At 50.6% G+C, this 17,267-nt stretch carries 11 protein-coding genes; all 11 read left to right on the top strand.

Annotated elements, in window-relative coordinates:
- The first annotated feature begins 156 nt into the window (after positions 1 to 156).
- Positions 157 to 1,641, top strand: coding sequence for a glycoside hydrolase family protein (locus tag FKZ61_RS06225; RefSeq protein ID WP_141609214.1), 1,485 nt, complete (start codon positions 157 to 159; stop codon positions 1,639 to 1,641).
- 23 nt (positions 1,642 to 1,664) lie between these two features.
- Positions 1,665 to 2,978 (top strand): ABC transporter ATP-binding protein, encoded by a 1,314-nt coding sequence (locus tag FKZ61_RS06220; RefSeq protein ID WP_141609213.1) that lies wholly within the window; start codon positions 1,665 to 1,667, stop codon positions 2,976 to 2,978.
- A 5-nt stretch (positions 2,979 to 2,983) separates the two neighbouring features.
- Complete coding sequence (locus FKZ61_RS06215; protein ID WP_141609212.1) at positions 2,984 to 5,707, top strand: ArnT family glycosyltransferase; 2,724 nt, start codon at positions 2,984 to 2,986, stop codon at positions 5,705 to 5,707.
- Between the two features lie 20 nt (positions 5,708 to 5,727).
- Complete coding sequence (locus FKZ61_RS06210) at positions 5,728 to 6,444, top strand: class I SAM-dependent methyltransferase (RefSeq protein WP_141609211.1); 717 nt, start codon at positions 5,728 to 5,730, stop codon at positions 6,442 to 6,444.
- Positions 6,445 to 6,478: 34 nt separating this feature from the next.
- Positions 6,479 to 7,999: a hypothetical protein gene (locus FKZ61_RS06205; RefSeq protein WP_141609210.1), complete on the top strand. Its 1,521-nt coding sequence runs from the start codon at positions 6,479 to 6,481 to the stop codon at positions 7,997 to 7,999.
- Between the two features lie 147 nt (positions 8,000 to 8,146).
- Positions 8,147 to 10,057 carry a right-handed parallel beta-helix repeat-containing protein gene (locus FKZ61_RS06200; RefSeq protein ID WP_141609209.1) on the top strand — a complete coding sequence of 637 codons (1,911 nt, stop codon included), beginning with the start codon at positions 8,147 to 8,149 and terminating at the stop codon, positions 10,055 to 10,057.
- Positions 10,058 to 10,190: 133 nt separating this feature from the next.
- Positions 10,191 to 11,531, top strand: a complete 1,341-nt coding sequence (locus FKZ61_RS06195; protein ID WP_141609208.1) for a glycosyltransferase family 2 protein — start codon at positions 10,191 to 10,193, stop codon at positions 11,529 to 11,531.
- The gene (locus FKZ61_RS06190; protein WP_141609207.1) at positions 11,518 to 13,818 is read left to right on the top strand and encodes a glycosyltransferase; all 2,301 of its coding nucleotides are present in this window, start codon (positions 11,518 to 11,520) and stop codon (positions 13,816 to 13,818) included. The genes FKZ61_RS06195 and FKZ61_RS06190 overlap by 14 nt, the downstream gene beginning before the upstream one ends.
- A gap of 39 nt (positions 13,819 to 13,857) precedes the next feature.
- Positions 13,858 to 14,586, top strand: coding sequence for a hypothetical protein (locus FKZ61_RS06185; protein WP_141609206.1), 729 nt, complete (start codon positions 13,858 to 13,860; stop codon positions 14,584 to 14,586).
- Between the two features lie 84 nt (positions 14,587 to 14,670).
- Positions 14,671 to 15,957 carry a glycosyltransferase family 4 protein gene (locus FKZ61_RS06180; RefSeq protein ID WP_141609205.1) on the top strand — a complete coding sequence of 429 codons (1,287 nt, stop codon included), beginning with the start codon at positions 14,671 to 14,673 and terminating at the stop codon, positions 15,955 to 15,957.
- Positions 15,954 to 17,195, top strand: a complete 1,242-nt coding sequence (locus FKZ61_RS06175; RefSeq protein WP_141609204.1) for a glycosyltransferase family 4 protein — start codon at positions 15,954 to 15,956, stop codon at positions 17,193 to 17,195. The genes FKZ61_RS06180 and FKZ61_RS06175 overlap by 4 nt, the downstream gene beginning before the upstream one ends.
- Positions 17,196 to 17,267: the final 72 nt, after the last annotated feature.

Genomic DNA, 17,267 nt, shown 5'->3' with positions numbered 1-17,267 from the left:
GAATAGGATTCTCCTGGAACAGGATGCAACAGCACCCGAAGAGTAGGCAGAGAAGGATGCATCAGATGTTTGACGTCCTTCCATCGGCCTGCTTTGGGTTGATTCAGGAGAAAGGGCAACAATAGGTCTTGCAATCTAGCTAGAGGAGGCATCATCGTGTTTCTCCGCACATCGCCGAAAGGCAAAAAGCTGGCAACCCTCTGCTCTGGACTTTCGCTGGCAGTGATTCTACTCTTTTCCATGCCCAGCCCAGCTGGCTCAATGGCGCAAGCACCAGCAGAACCGCTGTGCCGATTTGGCGTTAATCATCATGGCGAAGTGAGTTTGACATCCATTCAAGTGGAGTCATTAAATGCAGGATACTTTATTGACTATCGGGCAAATACAGCTGAAAAACCTGCCTCTATGCAACAATTGCGCATGGTACGTTTAAGGCAGCCGGACAAGAGCAGAACCGATTACATTGTGAGCCCCGATCCATCTACTATTGTGACATTGGCACAGTCCAACCCAGGCTCATTCTGGTTAATCGGCAACGAACCCGATCGACAAATCTACCAGGACGACTTAACACCTGCGGCATATGCACGGGCCTATCACGAACTTCGCCAGATCATCAAAACGGCCGACCCGACGGCCATCCTGGTTGCTGGAAATATCGTGCAGGCCAGTCCAATACGTTTAAAATACCTTGATTTAGTCTTGGCTGCCTACCGAGACGCTTACGGGACTAAAATGGAGGTAGATGCTTGGGGAATTCATACATTTATTTTAAATGAACAACCTGGACAGTGGGGAGCTGATATCCCTCGTGGAGTTTCACCAGAAGGCGGCTGGGTATTGGGAACACATCAAAACGCTGATTTTACCCTGTTCCAACAACAGGTGCTCGCCTTCCGTAACTGGATGTATTATAACGGCTACCGCAACAAGCCACTTTATATTACCGAATATGGCGTCCTGATGCCGGATGCTCCTGGGTATGGCTCATTTTCGCCAGAAGACGTCAGTAATTATATGGTGCGCACCTTTGATTATCTATTGAATACGAGAGACTTAAAATTGGGATATCCGGCTGATGATTATCGGCTGGTACAACATTTTTCTTGGTACAGTATTAACCACAAAGCTAAACTGGTAAACGGTCAATGGGAAGGGTTTAACGGCTATCTTTTCGATCCTGACACAGGAAATTCACGCACCCCCATGGGTGACACCTATGCCGACTACACCACACAGTTGAACAGTGAAATCGATTTTTTGATTTCAGACTTACGCATATCCCCCGCAGCTCCACTGGCAAACAACGGACCAGTCACAGCCACTATACAAATTCATATTGGCAACGCAGGCAATACAGTTTCTGCGAAAAACTTCACCTTGCGGCTTTATCTGGGTGATCCAGGCCAGGGGGGGACGTTGTTAAGCGGAGGCGAGTTCTCAGGAACCCTTAAGGGATGCGGAGATAAACAGGTCATTGAGTACGTTTGGCCTAATGTAAACCCGGCGAAATACGAAATCTTTGCCATTATTGATCCCGCCCCCGGCGCCAGCGACGTGAAGCCATCCAACAACCAGTTAAAGCGAACTTTCTTTTTTGCCACGGATCAGCTTTACCTGCCCTTAGTACAGCAAGACTAATGAGTTGTGGGTTATAGAATACGATGAAGATTATTCCCCAGAGTCCAACGTATGATCAACCACTCATTGAAGTTGTCAATGTTTCTAAACGTTTTCGACTACAGCGTGAATATCAGCGCTCATTTCAAGATCTATTTATCCGTCTCTGGAAACGACAGCGGAGCGAGGTGGAGTACTTTTGGCCACTACGCGATATATCTTTGCAAATCTACCCAGGGGATAGCATCGGCATCCTAGGGCAAAATGGATCGGGTAAAAGCACGTTACTCAAGGTCATCACGGGGGTATTACCACCCACCAGTGGCTACGTATGCACAAATGGACGCATCGCCTCCCTATTGGAACTTGGAGCAGGCTTTCATCCAGATTTAACAGGACGAGAAAATGTATTCTTAAATGGTTCGATTTATGGCATGGATCGAGCGACGATCCGTCGCAAACTGGATCAGATCATTGAATTTGCCGAGCTCGGCGATTTTATTGATACACCCGTTAAACATTATTCATCTGGCATGTATGTCCGGCTAGGATTTTCTGTCGCGATCCATACTTCTCCGGATGTCTTAATCATCGATGAAGTGCTTACTGTTGGAGATCAGATTTTCCAACAAAAGTGTCTCCAACGTATTTACGAAATGAAAGCAGCCGGGGTTGCCATTGTTCTGGTCTCTCATAATCTAGAAGACATCCGACGCCTGTGCGATCGGGCCATCTGGCTGCAGAATGGGCTCGTTCGCGCGGATGGACCGGCCAATGACATTGTTGACGATTACCTGGCCTATACAAACGAACTCTATTATGCCAGACGCCGTGCAGAACAAGCTGCAACGACAACGAAAACACAAGAAGATCCCACACCTTCAGAGCAGCGACGATGGGGAACCCATCAGGCAGAAATTATTCGCGTCGAATTATGCAATGAGCAGGGGAAAGCGGTGGACCAGTTCCAGCAGGGTGCCACCCTTTGTGTGCGTATTTACTACAAATGCCACGAACGTATCCTTCGACCTACCTTTGGCCTGGCCATCTACCGGCAAGATGGCACGCATGTGAATGGCCCTAATTCGGTTGATGAAGGGTATCACATTGAGGCCATTGAGGACTATGGCATGATGGAGTATCGGATCGATTCTCTGCCGCTCAATCCAGGTCGGTATGAATTGACGGTAGCCATTTACAATCGAAACTCCACAATAGCCATTGACCATCATCATCGCATGTATCCATTTGAGGTCCTCCAGCCTCGTGGACGTGCTGAAGAAGGGGTTGTTCACATCCCTGCTACCTGGCGCCATGTTTCATCCATCGAGCCAGCTCTAACCACAGAAATATTGTGATATTCATGCAATCTTCTGCCGGTGCAATTCTCCTTTTTTCCATTAACGCCCTTGGTTTCCTGTTAATCAATCTTTTCTATTTCAGCCCACACTTTAGGATCCATCAGCAGGAGCCGGACTGTCTTCTAAGACTCTTCATCTCTCTTGTAAGCCTAGTGATTCTAGTGGGTTGGATCGCCACTAGTTTGGCGATGCTCGGGATATACGAGTTGAAATGGGTAGCCATTAGTCTGCTGGCGATTAATGGAGGCTTCATTAGCATTGTCCTTTCACGAAGGCTAGTACAGCCTGGCGTAAAGACCACGGCAGAAATTCCGTGGCACTCCCCCTGGAGGAAACTATCGGCAAATTTCTGCCGGGATTTACTAGCTGTTCGGTTTCAGTGCAAGGGAAATTGGAATGAACTGGCTCTTACGATCCTTGTACTGATTAGCGCGGGCTTGTATCTACATCCACATGAGTATGTATTGGGCGGCAACGATGCAGGCAGCTATATTAACATTGCAGCCGCAACGGCCCGCACCGGCACTTATTTACAAAGAGATGAGTGGAACCTGTTTCTGGCGGAACATGGGGCAGCGACATTGCGCACACAGCCTCGACCGATGCTTACCCGACACTTACAGTTTGTCGGCTGGTACATCGATGACGAAGATCCGGCGATATCTAGACCCCAATTCTTCCCATATCATCCCAGCCTCCTGAGCATTGCGATGAGTATAGGCGGTGTACGAGCAGGCTTCTATGTTACCCCGCTCGTCGCCATTTTAGGGATTGTCGCCCTCTATCTCTTGGCACGCCAATTATTTAACGAATGGGTTGCATTGCTTGCGGCGTCTTTTCTAACTATCACCAGCACGCAGATTTTCTTTGCACGCTACCCGACTACCGAACCGCTCACCATGCTGCTGCTGTTCGCAGGATTTCTAGCTTTTCAAGTGCTCTGGGATGAGGCGACACCTTCGCCGCTGTGGGGCGCTTTCGGCGGCGCTGCTTTAGGGAGCGCGCTGCTAACGCGCATCGATCTGCCTTTAGTGCTGGCGATGGTGATGGCAGGTCTCATTTGGCTAGCCTGGCAACGACGTTGGCATTTAGGATGGAGCGCCTTCGCGTTAGTTTTGTTGGCCTTTGCTTTACAGATGTTCTTGATCATTTGGTTCTTTACATGGCCATATTTTTGGAATACCTACCGAGCAGTATATGGACTGGTCATTCGTTCCTCATGGCTCCTCATAGGAACCGCCCTGAGTGCCTTGGTAGTGTGCCTAGCCGCTCTTCTCTTGGGCCCTCGCCGGTTTCAAGACCGGCTTCAACGGCTGAAACATTCGGCATCTGTCCGATGGATATTAGGGGTGGGCATTATCGCATTAAGCCTTTATGCTTACTTTTTACGACCGATCTTGGAACCAACTCGCATTATCACTTCCTGGCCAGGCAATGTTGAAGTTCCATTGTTAAATGGACAAAACTGGCTGCGCATGGGGTGGTATATAACGCCACTAGGCATTGCACTGGCAACTATAGGGCTGGCCATGATCCTTATACGAGAGCGGCTGGCACGGCTGACTATTGTGCTCGGCATCGGCGTGCTTACCACTGTTCAATATGTCTATAACATCATGAATATGCCTTATCATATCTACACCATGCGCCGTTACGTGCCAATTGTTATCCCGATGTTATGGATATGCGCCGCCTACGCCATCGTGGCGCTTCCTCGATTCTTCAGGCCATGGATGACGCTCGCCGTTCGTGGGATTCTGGTTGCAGCGTTGGTCGGCGGCCTCGTTTACCAGGATCGCTATGTTGTCAGGGCGCGTGATTACGCAGGTTCCCTCACACAACTATATGAACTTCACCAGCAACTGCAAACCGATGCTATCCTTTTATTTGCTGAACCAGGCGAAAGCACCTTCTCCGATGCATTCGGTGTCCCCTTGCATTCAATTTTCGGCCATCCTATTGCAACGATACGCACCGGCAATCGCGCTTCAGAGGAGGATACTTCAGCCGCGTCGTTGCAGCACGAACGAGCAGTGGTGGAATTTCTAGAAGCGCTTTTAATGCGGGCCAAAGCACAAAAACGCCCAGTTCAACTGTTAGCAGTCGATCCAATCCCGGCCACGGTGCGCAATCACCTGACGTTGCAACCGTCGGGTTATTATGATTTTACGACTCAAATGCTGATGAATACTTTCGATGCCTTTCCCTCGGTGACCCAGACGATTCATTATGGAATCGAAATCTATGATGTAGCCCCACCGGATAGCATGCAGCTGGCGCAGGAGAGTATTACGGTCGATATCGGCTCAATGGACGGAGCATATCTAGACGATGGCTTCTGGGGCAAGGAGTACATACCAGGAGCACCCTCCATGCGTTGGACCCAAGCTGTTGCTACTTTAACGCTCCCACTCCCTGCTCCATCCGATGGACCAGGCTGGGAAATTCAAATTCGTGCAATGATCTATCGACCAGACGGTATTGAACCCACCGATGTGATTGTGCGCGCAGGCAATCATACCATCGGGAGCTTCATCCCTACCGAAGAATGGACAACGTATACTTTTCAAGTGGAAGCGACTGATCTCGAATCGCCGGATTCAATACAACTGCAGTTTATTGCCACCCCTTTTGTTCCTGCCGAGTTGGGTCTCAACAATGATCAACGTCAACTTGGATTCTTGTTGGACTGGATAAAAATCACACCATCCACCTGGACGCGCTAAATCGAGGCAATCAAGAAATCATGAGTATCGTTCAAAGGCTTCGTCATCTCCTTTATGGAAAAGCAAAACCAGCCGAAACATCCGATCTTCAATTCCGCGCAGCCCAGCGCAAAATTCCCCGGTTCGATGTAACGCCCTTTGCGGCGCAATTCGACCTGCTCTGGTTAGAGCCGATTCTACATGCTCCGGCCTGGATGACCCGGGCGGAGCGGCTCATGCTTTTTACTCTGATTTTTTGCCTGCGCCCTCAACGCTACCTGGAAATCGGAACCTTCCAAGGCGGCTCTGCCCTGATTATATGCCGGGCACTGGATGCGCTAGAAAGTGACGCACGGATGTATCTGGTCGACCCTTCTCCCCAAATCCTGCCCAATAACTGGGAAAAAATTTCACATCGAGCCGAGCTTTTCCAGGGACATTCACCGGATATTTTGCAAACAGCCGCCAATAAAGCACAAGATTCTTTCGATTTTGTATTTATCGACGGAGACCATTCTTATGCGGGGGCAAAACGTGATGCGGAAGGAGTTCTCCCGTTCGTGAAAACCGGCAGTTATATCCTTTTTCACGACAGTTTTTTCGAAGAAGTGCGTAGGGCCATCGATGACTTTATCGATGAACATTCCGGGCAGGTCATGGACCTCGGCCTGCTCACACGGGAAATCACCACGCAACAAACCTCTGAAGGTCAAAAGGTCGAATGGGGAGGCCTACGACTGCTCCAGGTGATAGGTTAGCTTCACCAATTGCCCGAATGCATACAAGACAAGAATGCGCCTACCGCTTTTGTGTCCTAAATTTATCCGTCGGCCTCATATTCATGGGTTTCATTGGGCCGGTATCATCTTTATCTTTGGCGTGAATGGGGCTTTGGCCAGCTTTTTAACGTTACGGATATCCATTACTGCTGATCCTCGCATGGTGTTGCAGCCATGGCTGCTTAACCAGGGATTTATCCCCTATCTCCACATTGCAGACGAGCATAGCCCTCTGCTCCCACACCTCTTAGCTGGATTGCAGACGCTGGTTCATAATGACGGAATTCTTGCGCTTCGCCTGGCACATGCTTCCACATTGACACTTTTGTTCGGGCTTGTAAGCGGATGGTTATGGATGCGCTATGGAATCTGGGCAGCTGTCGCAGGCATCAGCTTTATTTGGGCATTTGCTGTTCGGTTTGGGATCACAACTTTCTGGTACAACCTTGCCCTGGCGCCTTTGTTTTTCGGATTTTTCATCCTTCTCAGTATTTTTTCATCGGAGCAGCGCCACCTCTGGCGGGTCGCCCTAAGCGGCTTGCTGGTCGGAATTGGCGTTTTATTGAAACAACAGGCAATCGTCCTTATTCCTGTTTTCCTAATTTGGTTGGTGCTGATGCACTGGAAACGTTACCTTGATTGGCGTTCGATACCCAAAGCACTTCTCCTTTTTATCGCAGGCGTGATCGTACCGGTCATTCTATATCTTGCTTTCTACCTATCCCACGGCGGAAGCCTGACCGCTTTGGTAGAATGGACTCTCCTCTTCAACCTGACTAGCGGCTATGCCCGTTTAGGCTTCCTGCTCCCCAGCCACTTCGATTTAATTGCCATCTGGCCAGCTTTTCTCCTGGCGGTTCCATTTATCGCATCGCTATGGATGCCTGGCACCCTTACCACACAGGAACGGCTGCTTCGGCTCTGGCTGGCAATCTGTACCGTGAGTAGTCTGATTTTCCTTTACCCCCGATACTCGCCTCCCCATTGGGCAGCGGCATTTGGATTTATAGCGGCGATGTCGGCCATCGTCAGCGCAGATATCATCAAAACGGGAGCAGTGCTTCCGTCTGTGGCCTACCTCTTGCGTACGCTTGCAATTACGTTCCTCATATTTTGGGGAGCCTACGGCACCTTCTTGCTGTGGCCCGGCATCGCCGGCATTAGCCAGCCTAAATTGCTAAAATTCGACGAACAGCGTGAACTGGCTGAATTACTAAAAACTGCGCTCCCTTCAGAAAGCTCACTTGTGTTCGTCCCTGACAATGAAGCCGTAAGCAATGTATACTATATTCTTCAAAAAACTCCTCCAAAGTTCTGGATGATGCACTATCCCTGGTTCATGCAACCCCATATTCGTGAACAATGGCTGGCAGAGCTGGGTAAGAACCCACCCGATTTTGTGGTCTGGATTGAGGGCTTGCAAGATCTTTCGGCAACGGGTCCGGAAATCGAACCCTTTATCTTCGAACGATACGCGGAGGTGAACCACTTCTTTTGGCAGGGACATACCATCCGTCTGCTACAACGCCGGTAGGAATGAAGGTCATCGTTCGTAGGCGAATAGAAAACCAGGCACTGATTTCGCAACAAGCTCACTCAACCGCACTGCTTTACAGTAGACGGGTTCATTGGCGTTTGAGAAATACAAAATTGCGTAAATCAGAATCAAAAAAGGATTGGCATGACCAAGATTTTCATCTCTCGAAAACGAATCGTTCTATATTGCCTGTTTGCCGTTGCCTTAGCACTGATTGCCCGTGCCACCTATGCAGAGGCAGCGGAATACGCGCCGTACGCGAGAACCCTCTATGTTGACGCCCAAAACGGCAATGATAATGGTAACTCCTGCCTGACCCCAACGATCCCATGCCGCACCATCCAATACGCCATCAACCAGTCTACCAGTGGCGATACGATCCTGGTGGCAGCCGGTGTGTACACCTATGCCGGCGTCGATAACCCCTGCGAACGTTACCTCGGTGGACAAAGAGCAGTCGCGTGTATTGTTAACAAACAAATCACACTGCGGGGAGGGTACGCGAATGGAAACTGGTCTGTGGCAAACCCTGCTGCGAATCCAAGTGTCATTGATGGAGAAAGTCGGTTTCGGGGAGTTTGGGTGCAAGGAACAGAACCGGGCAATTCTTCTTTACTGGCCGGCATCGAGATGGAAGGTTTCACCATTCGCCGGGGTTACATTCAAGGAGCCTCCAGCGGCGGAGACGCTCAGACGTTTGCGTTCGGCGGCGGCATGCTGACCGACCATGCAACAGTCGTACTTCGTAATGTGCGTTTTGAGGATAACGTGGCAAAAGGTGGCGGCGCCCAAAATGAGTATGGAGGCAGCGCCTCGGGCGGTGGCCTGGCAATTCGCAAAACACCGACGCGGGCATGGTTGGAACGCCTGGTTTTCGTCAACAACCGTTCGGAGGGAGGTAACGGACGGATACGTGGAGGATATGCGCTCGGTCCTGGCCTATTTATTCTGCGGTCAGAGGTGGATGGTTCTGCGCTAGAATTCTATGATAATCTCTCCCAGGCAGGCAGCACTTCGGGCAATGGGCGTACCTCCGATTTCCAAACAGCCGACGCGTTTGGTGCGTTGACCATCATGGGCTATGCAGATGCGACCCTCTGGAACGTCACAGCCCAACGCAATCAAAGTATCGGTGGCAATGCAGCAGTGAACGCTGGCGGGGCATTCGGCGGTGCTATTACAATTGAAGGAAACCCAAATGTCGATGCCGACGGAGACGGCATTTATGAAACGGCCACAGTGCGCCTGGTTGGCTGCCAATTATCCGATAACCTCGTCCAAGGGGGAGATGCAGCCAATGGAGGCATCGCCGCCGGTGGCGCCCTGGAGACCATCCATAGCACCCTCTGGCTTGAGAAGTGCAGCATCCTTAACAACAGATCCCAGGGAGGAAATGGAAGTAGTGCTCAGGGACCTGCCGGCGGTGGCGGACTGTACCTGCAAAATATCTTTTACGGAGAGCCGACAGCCACCGTTAAAAACTCGATTATTGCTTTTAACCAGGTCGCGGCAGGACAAGGTCCCGCAGTGGGCGGCGGTGGAGGTGGGATTTGGCTCCAAGGCGTTACAGCGACACTGCACCATAACACCATCGTCGGCAACCGTATGTTAACCACACCGCTACAGGGTGCAGCCATCCTTGTGATGAGCGATGGAGCCACAGGAGGAGCCAAGCCGGCCGACATCCGATATAACATTATTGCCGATCATACAGATGCGGGCTTTTCGGCCCTCCATGTCAGGCCATCCAATACGGCGAATCTAGCATACAACCTCTTTTTCGGTAATACCAGCAATGTCAACACCGCTCAAGCCGGTGCAATCAATGGAATGGGCACATCCATTTTTCAAGATCCATTGTTTATAAGCATTACGCCGGGCCCGAACCTATTTCGCATTCCCGCGTCCTCCCCCGCAGTCGATCAAGCAATGGGCAGCGATGAAACAGTCGATGTCGAATCCAGCCCACGTCATGGCGTCCCGGACATCGGTGCGTATGAGGCGACTTCTTTCCGTGCCGAGCTTTTCATCTATCTCCCCATGATCGAACGATGATCTTGCGGGCCAGAGAGACACTTGCCGCTTTCCTCTCTGGTCCGCAGCCCCTCGGAAGCCTTCGGCCAGCAGTTGCCCATCCACTGCTGCAGAAAAGTCTTTGAGAAGTTTTTATGTGATATAATCCGATGCTATGTTGACTAGCATCATCATCCCGGTCTGGAATGGCGACTCTGTCCTTGCAGAATGCTTACGCGCCGTTCACATGCACACCGGTGATTATCCATTAGAAGTGATCTGCGTTGACAACGCTTCTGTTGACAGAAGCGGAGAGATTATTCGTTCCCAATTCCCGGAAGTGAAGCTCCTCACCCAACCTGTCAACCTGGGATTCGCAGGGGGCGTTAACGCCGGCATGGAGGTTGCTCAGGGAGACATTTTTGTTTTGTTAAATCAAGATTGTCTGGTTCTCCCTGGCTGGCTAGATGGACTGCATGCCACCTTACGCGAGCATCTTGATTGTGGTATTGCGGGCGCAGTGATTGAAGATTCGCAAGGCGTTATCAATCATGCAGGAGCATTCATTGAGCGTCCGCTTGGCTATGGTCGCCATCGGACAGATATCCCCTCCCATGATATTGCCGTTGAATACGTCACGGGGGCAATCTTTGCCATCCGCCGCGTCACATGGGAAAAGCTGGGTGGCATGGATGAAGAATTCTATCCTGCTTATTATGAGGAAAGCGACTATTGCTACCGGGCGCGGCGCAACGGCATAGAAACATATCTCTCCATACAGGCACGCGGACGCCATCTTTTTAGTAGCCGCGAGTGGCAACAGGAACCAATTCGTCATACCGCCAACCACCATCAATCCCGTTATCGCTTCATCTGTAAGCAATTTTCTGAAGCAGAGCTAGTTGAATTCATCCATGCCGAGAAAGAAGCCGCGGAAACAGAATCTTCATTTTATGAATCCATCGGTCGGGCTCTGGCTTCTGCCTACACGCGACAGCACCTGGAAGAAATTTTTCAACAGCGCGTGATAGATGGGAACACACCACTTACGTCGTCGATCAAACGCCTCATCTCCACAGGGATGGCGGAAATCTATCGCCGGGCCTACCGGCGTAGCGAACAATTGGCATTGCCTCAAACAAATGACGAGAGTACTTCGCCCGCTTCATTTGAAGAATGGCAACAAGAAATCGGTAAAATCCACGAACAGATCAGCGCAAGTTTAGCCGCAATTAGAGCAAAGCGTGAAGAATTAGAGCGATTATCCAGCTCGCCATGGAACCATTCTTCTTTACCCATCCATAAAAAACTCCAATATACTCTCTACAGATTATTTGGCGTTATTCATATGGATCAATTCATGCAATTAAAGACACTGGAAGATGCACAGGTAAAAAGTCTGGAACATCACCTGCAAATGTTGAATCATCGCTTGAATTTATTGGAAACACAAATTACCTTGCAAGAATATCGGCGCCGATTACTCGATTTATTGTTAGCTTATGGCCAACGTTGAACATACCTTCTCTGTCGTCATCAATACCACTGATCGTGCCCGCTCCTTGCAAACATTACTGCGGACGCTAGAACATCAGTCGTACCCGCATTTTGAGGTGATTGTCGTCGTCGGCCCCACCAATGATAACACCCTTGAAATCCTCAAAGACTATGAGGATCGTCTTCGCGTGCTTCATTGCCCAGTGGCAAATTTAAGTGTGTCTCGCAATATTGGCCTGCGAGCCGCCCGGGGCGATATTGTCGCCTATATCGATGACGACGCCGTGCCTTCTCGCAACTGGCTCTTGCAGTTGAATCGACTCTTCGCCAATCCCCTCATTGCTGCAACTGGCGGCGTGGTCTACTTGATTCATCCTACACAACCGACCGTTCAACACAAACAGGGCATCATTTCGGCCCTGGCCGAGCAATACGATGTCCGCGCAAGCCTCCTTGATAAACTGCCGCCGGAAGGGTTGGGGCGCTTTTGGACGATGCGGATGATGGGCGCCAATATGGCCTATCGCCGCAGTGCGCTGCTATCCATTGGCGGTTTCGATGAATTTTATGAATGGGTTTATGACGACGCCGATGTGGCGATTCGGCTGGCGGCGGCAGGATTTTTGGTACATCCTGTCTCAGAGGCCCCAGTGTATCATGTGCCGGCTTCTAGCCGTAATCGAGAAGTATTCACGTTCCATGGGCGATGGTGGATCCAAACCAAAGCAGCCGTATATTTCACAATAAAAAATGGTAAAGCCGTTGGCGTTCCTTCCCGCGATATTTTACGGCGTATCGGATATTTTGTTCATGGACACTGGCTTTGGAATCTTCAACTTTTCCAACAGAAAAAAATATCGCTGAAGCAGCTACTCAAAGCCTCTGTTCTCGAGGTGCGAGGTGCCATAGTTGGAGCCACCAAGGCATTATTCTTCGCCCAGTCTCCCTCTACAAAGGAAGATTTACAAGAACCCCTGAATTCAATGAATGCTTCGATACAACCTTTTCTGAACGAGTCCTCAGCAACACAGACAGCTATAGACCCGGTGAGTGGGCGCCAGCCGCTGATTCAACTCTCCAATTCACCATTACGCATTGCTTTATTAAGTTTCAACTACCCTCCAGAACGATATGAAGGGGTGGGACGTAGCACAAATATGCTCGCGAAGGGCCTTTTTGAACTGGGCCATACAGTACACGTCCTGACCCACGGAAATCGGGAGGCGGTTAGTTTCTACGATGGCGCTTACGTTCACCGCGTACCCTACCGCCTGAATCGCTACATGCAGTTTCGTCATCTACCCAAAGTTCATCATGTGCTCAATTACAGCCATGCTGTGCATGAGCGCCTGCAGCGTCTTCTCCTGAATGATGACATTCAAATTGTCGATACGCCGCTTTGGCTTACCGATGGATTTGTCACAGCAGTCTCCGGCATGCTTCCTGTTGTGGTGCGTCCCGTAACAGCACAGCGCCAGATCGCAGAACTCCAACACCACCGCGATGATGACCTGCGTTTAATGGGAGAAATCGAAGAGGAGCTCCTCAGGCATGCCCAATTTATTGTCGCCAATACCCAGGCAACAGTTCGAGCACTCGATCAAGTCTATCATGTGCTCAACAAAACAAATTCCGTTCAAGTGATCCACTATGGCATCGAACCTGCTGCTGATGAAGCAACGCGGCCGTTCCCATTGGATTATCCCCCCACGAAATTCACCGTGCTTTATGTGGGACGACTCGAAAAGCGTAAAGGTATTCAAGATCTGTTCACTGCCATCCCCAAAGTGCTGCGCCGATTCCCTCAAGCGGAATTTGTCATCGCTGGCGCCGACAACAGCGAATCGGATGGCTTCAAGCGAAAGACCGGTCTTAGCTACCCCGCCTATTTCCAAAAACGTCATTCTAAATATGCCGCCAAAGTTCGCTTTCTAGGCGAGGTCTCCGAAGAAAAGTTGCAGGCGCTCTATCAGAGCTGCCACCTCTTTGTGGCACCGTCACTCTATGAATCCTTCGGATTGATCTATCTGGAAGCGATGAACTACGCCAAACCAGTGATCGGATGCCGGGCAGGCGGCATCCCAGAAGTGGTTGACGACGGCGTCACTGGCCGCCTGGTGGATCCAGAAAGCCCGGAACAACTTGCCGAGGCAATAGTTGAATTGTTGCAGTCACCTCGAACCTTATATGAATATGGTCTTGCAGGACGCCAACGTCTATTAGATCGCTTTACGTATATCCACATGGCACGTGGTTTTGAACAGATCTATCGCCGCGTGCTGGCAGAAATAGCGGCAAGGTCCTAAGCTTCACTTGCACGTCACCAGGAAGGCAGGGACTTCATCATGAAACGGCCAATCACGATTAGCGATATTCTCAACTCGGTGGAGTTCGAATTGCTACAACATGCATTAATGGAGGACGAAGTCTCCGAGGGAATTCAACGCCTCCGCACTTATCAGGCTCGCACGCGCGCCGAGTTGTTCGGGGAAGGCCCCTCCCCTACATTTGATGATATTGTAAAGGTGCAGTTTAACGCCAATGAAATGATGGCAACGCTCATTCAAGCCATGAACCATCGGCTTGAAGCGTTGCGCCAGGAGGTGCGTCAGGCGGCGTACCTGAAACAACACATGCCTCCCATCCCCCATTCGCTACCCGATCAGGAACTTTTTTCCGATCACCACCTTAATTCAATCAATACATCCTTCTCCACATTCGACCCCATGCCGCCAGAGCCCATCGACATAGGCGACAGGATGAAAGCGCTAGATGCGCTCGCTGAGTCAATTCAGGATGCATCCCACGCGATGGAAATGGAAGTGCGTCAGAGCAATGTGCCCATCATCGGCGGGTTGCTGAATCGCCTCCGCCGGGCATTGCATGAACTGGTGCTATTTTACGCAAACAAAATCGTACGGCGACAGTCTGAGGTCCACGCAGCCTACTATGCTGTGCTCCAAGAATTAATTTCGCTTAACCGAGCACAGGCGCAGGAGATAGCACAGCTCCGCCTACATCTGCAAAGCCTGAGCAGCGCGGAGAAGAGAGCCAATAGGGCTCCGAACCAGTGAAAGTGCCTCGCGAGGGAGAATAGCTTCGTTCATGATATACAAAAACGTGATTGACCTCCCTGTGCGTCCCATGAAATCGACCCCATGCGTATTCTGCACGTAACGCAACGTTACCTTCCCGCTGTCGGTGGCGCAGAACTGTACCTGGAAGGCGTATCCAAACGACTGGCAGCCGATGGTCATGATGTCACAGTCGTCACTACAGACGCGTGGGACTTTGAACTGTTTTGGAATCCAGATGCGCGTCGCATTCCGCAGCCAGAAGCTATCATCGATGGAGTACGCGTCTTGCGCTTTCCGGTGCGCCATCTTCCCTTGTCACACTGGAGCTATCCGGCAATGCGGCGCTTACTGTGGATATTGGCAAGCGTGTCTGCAATCCCATCTCCCTGGCTGCATCGGCTGGCGCGCTACACGCCCTGGACGCCTGAGCTTTTTCGCTGGTTTGCCACAACCCAGGAACGCTTCGATCTGGTGGCCGGCATGACGATCGTATTCGAGCCCCTCATCGCCGCCGCCCAACAGTTTGCTTGGCAAAATCAAAAGCCGTTTGTGATTTATCCGCTGACCCATCTGGGCGTGGGGCAAGAACCGGGCCAGGACCCAGTGAGTCGCTTTTATACCATGCGTCATCAGGTAGAGCTGGTGCTCAATAGCGCTTTTCTATTGGCCATCAATGCCGATGAAGCTAACTTTTATCGTCAACGTGGACTGTCACCCGATCGCATCGCCGTAGTGGGGCCCGGGGTCAATCTAGCCGAACTTCAGGGGGGCAACGGCTCTCATCTGCGCCAACGCTATGGGTTGAAAGGTCCCATCGTGGGTATGCTTTCCACAATGGCCTACGATAAAGGCACCATGCACGTTATTGAAGCCATCCGCACCCTTTGGCAAAAAGGCGTGAATGTACATTTAATCCTTGCAGGAAGTGTCCTGGAGCAATTTCGCCACTACTGGGACAACTTACCGACGACCGAGCGGCAGCGAATTATTCTGCTGGGAGCGATTGACCATCAGACCAAGCTGGATCTGTTGGATGCCATTGATATCCTGGTCTTACCGTCTCGAACCGACTCCTTTGGCATTGTCTTTCTCGAAGCCTGGACCTACGCCAAACCAGTCATTGCAGCACAGGCATGGGGCGTACGCACTGTAGTTGACCATGGACGCGATGGGCTATTAATCCCCTTCGGAGACGTGCAAGCTTTGGCGGAGGCGATACAGACGCTCATTGAAAATCCTCAACTTCGGCGCCAAATGGGAGAAGCAGGTCGCCACAAGGTGCTTCATCAGCATACCTGGGATCATAAATATCCACGGATTCGAGAGATTTACGGCGCCCTTGCCCATCGAGGAACATCGACAATATGAAAGTACTCTATGTAGTTCATCAATATCCGCCGGAGTTTATTGGTGGAGTTGAAGTTTATACGGAAGAATTGGCGCAAGCAATCCTACAGCGAGGCTGGCAGGTCGGGGTATTTCACCGTTCATATTCCCAAGAAAAATTCCAGAAAGTGCGTCAGCTCGGAGGCCTCCCGATTTTCAGCATATCTGTCGGTGCCCTTTCCCCCTCGCAGCGCTTTTTATCAACCTGGCGCCAGCCGGCGATCGATGATTTTTGGAAGAAAACACTCGATCAATTCAAGCCAGATTTGGTACACATACAACATTTAATGGGTCTACCGGAGAGCATACTTGAGCGATTGACCCAACTCGATATCCCCTACATCATTACTTTATGGGACTATTGGTGGGTTTGCGCCAATGCCAACTTACTGACAAATTACAGCCAAACTGCTTGCCATGGCCCTCGCTTTTTTCTCAACTGTACCCGCTGTGTAGTCGCCAGATCGGGTCAGCCTGCAACATGGATTGCTTCTCCCCTTTTATTGGGACTACTGCTCGATCGCAATCGCAGATTAAATAATCTCCTCCGAGGCGCTATGCGACTATTGTCGCCATCCATCTTTGTGCGCGATTGGTATAAGCGACACGGTGTTCCCCAAAACCATATCCATATTGTCAGGCCAGGGGTGACCCCATTAACGCAGCCCCGTTCATACCGCAAACCGAGAGGAGAGGAAATTCGCTTTCTATACGTTGGAGGATTAGCACCGAACAAAGGTGTCCATATTTTGCTAGAAGCCCTCCGCAAGGTAAAAGGCAAATTCCAGCTCTCTATCGTTGGCGACATATCAGCACACCCTCATTATGCCAACCTTCTTCATCGGATGGCAGATGAACGTGTTACTTTTTTAGGGAAGGCCGATCGTTTAGACGTGTGGAGGGCATTCGCTGACGCTGATGCCGTAGCAGTTCCCAGCCTTTGGCATGAAACCTTCTGCTTGGTAGCCCATGAAGCCTTAGCGGTTGGAACACCGGTGCTGGCTTCAGAGATGGGCGCTCTGACAGAGGCAATTCGTGATGGCGTTAACGGGCTTTTGTTGCCACCAGGAGATATAGAAGCCTGGAGAATTGCTCTGCAACAGTTGGTCGATAATCCACAAATTTTAGATAGAATGCGCAGTCAAATGACGGCTCCACTGTATTTTGAACAGCATGTTGATCATATCGAAAATATCTATCGAGAAATTTTAGAAGGCTAGTCAGTCTTCATGACATAACTTTCAACACACTCTTTCTACAATATCATAGCCTCTGAAACTCCAATCCATGGG

This window comes from Litorilinea aerophila, assembly GCF_006569185.2.
Taxonomy (GTDB): Bacteria; Chloroflexota; Anaerolineae; order Caldilineales; family Caldilineaceae; genus Litorilinea; species Litorilinea aerophila.
Note: the sequence above shows the minus strand (reverse complement) of the source record. Positions and strands in the feature narration are given on the sequence as shown.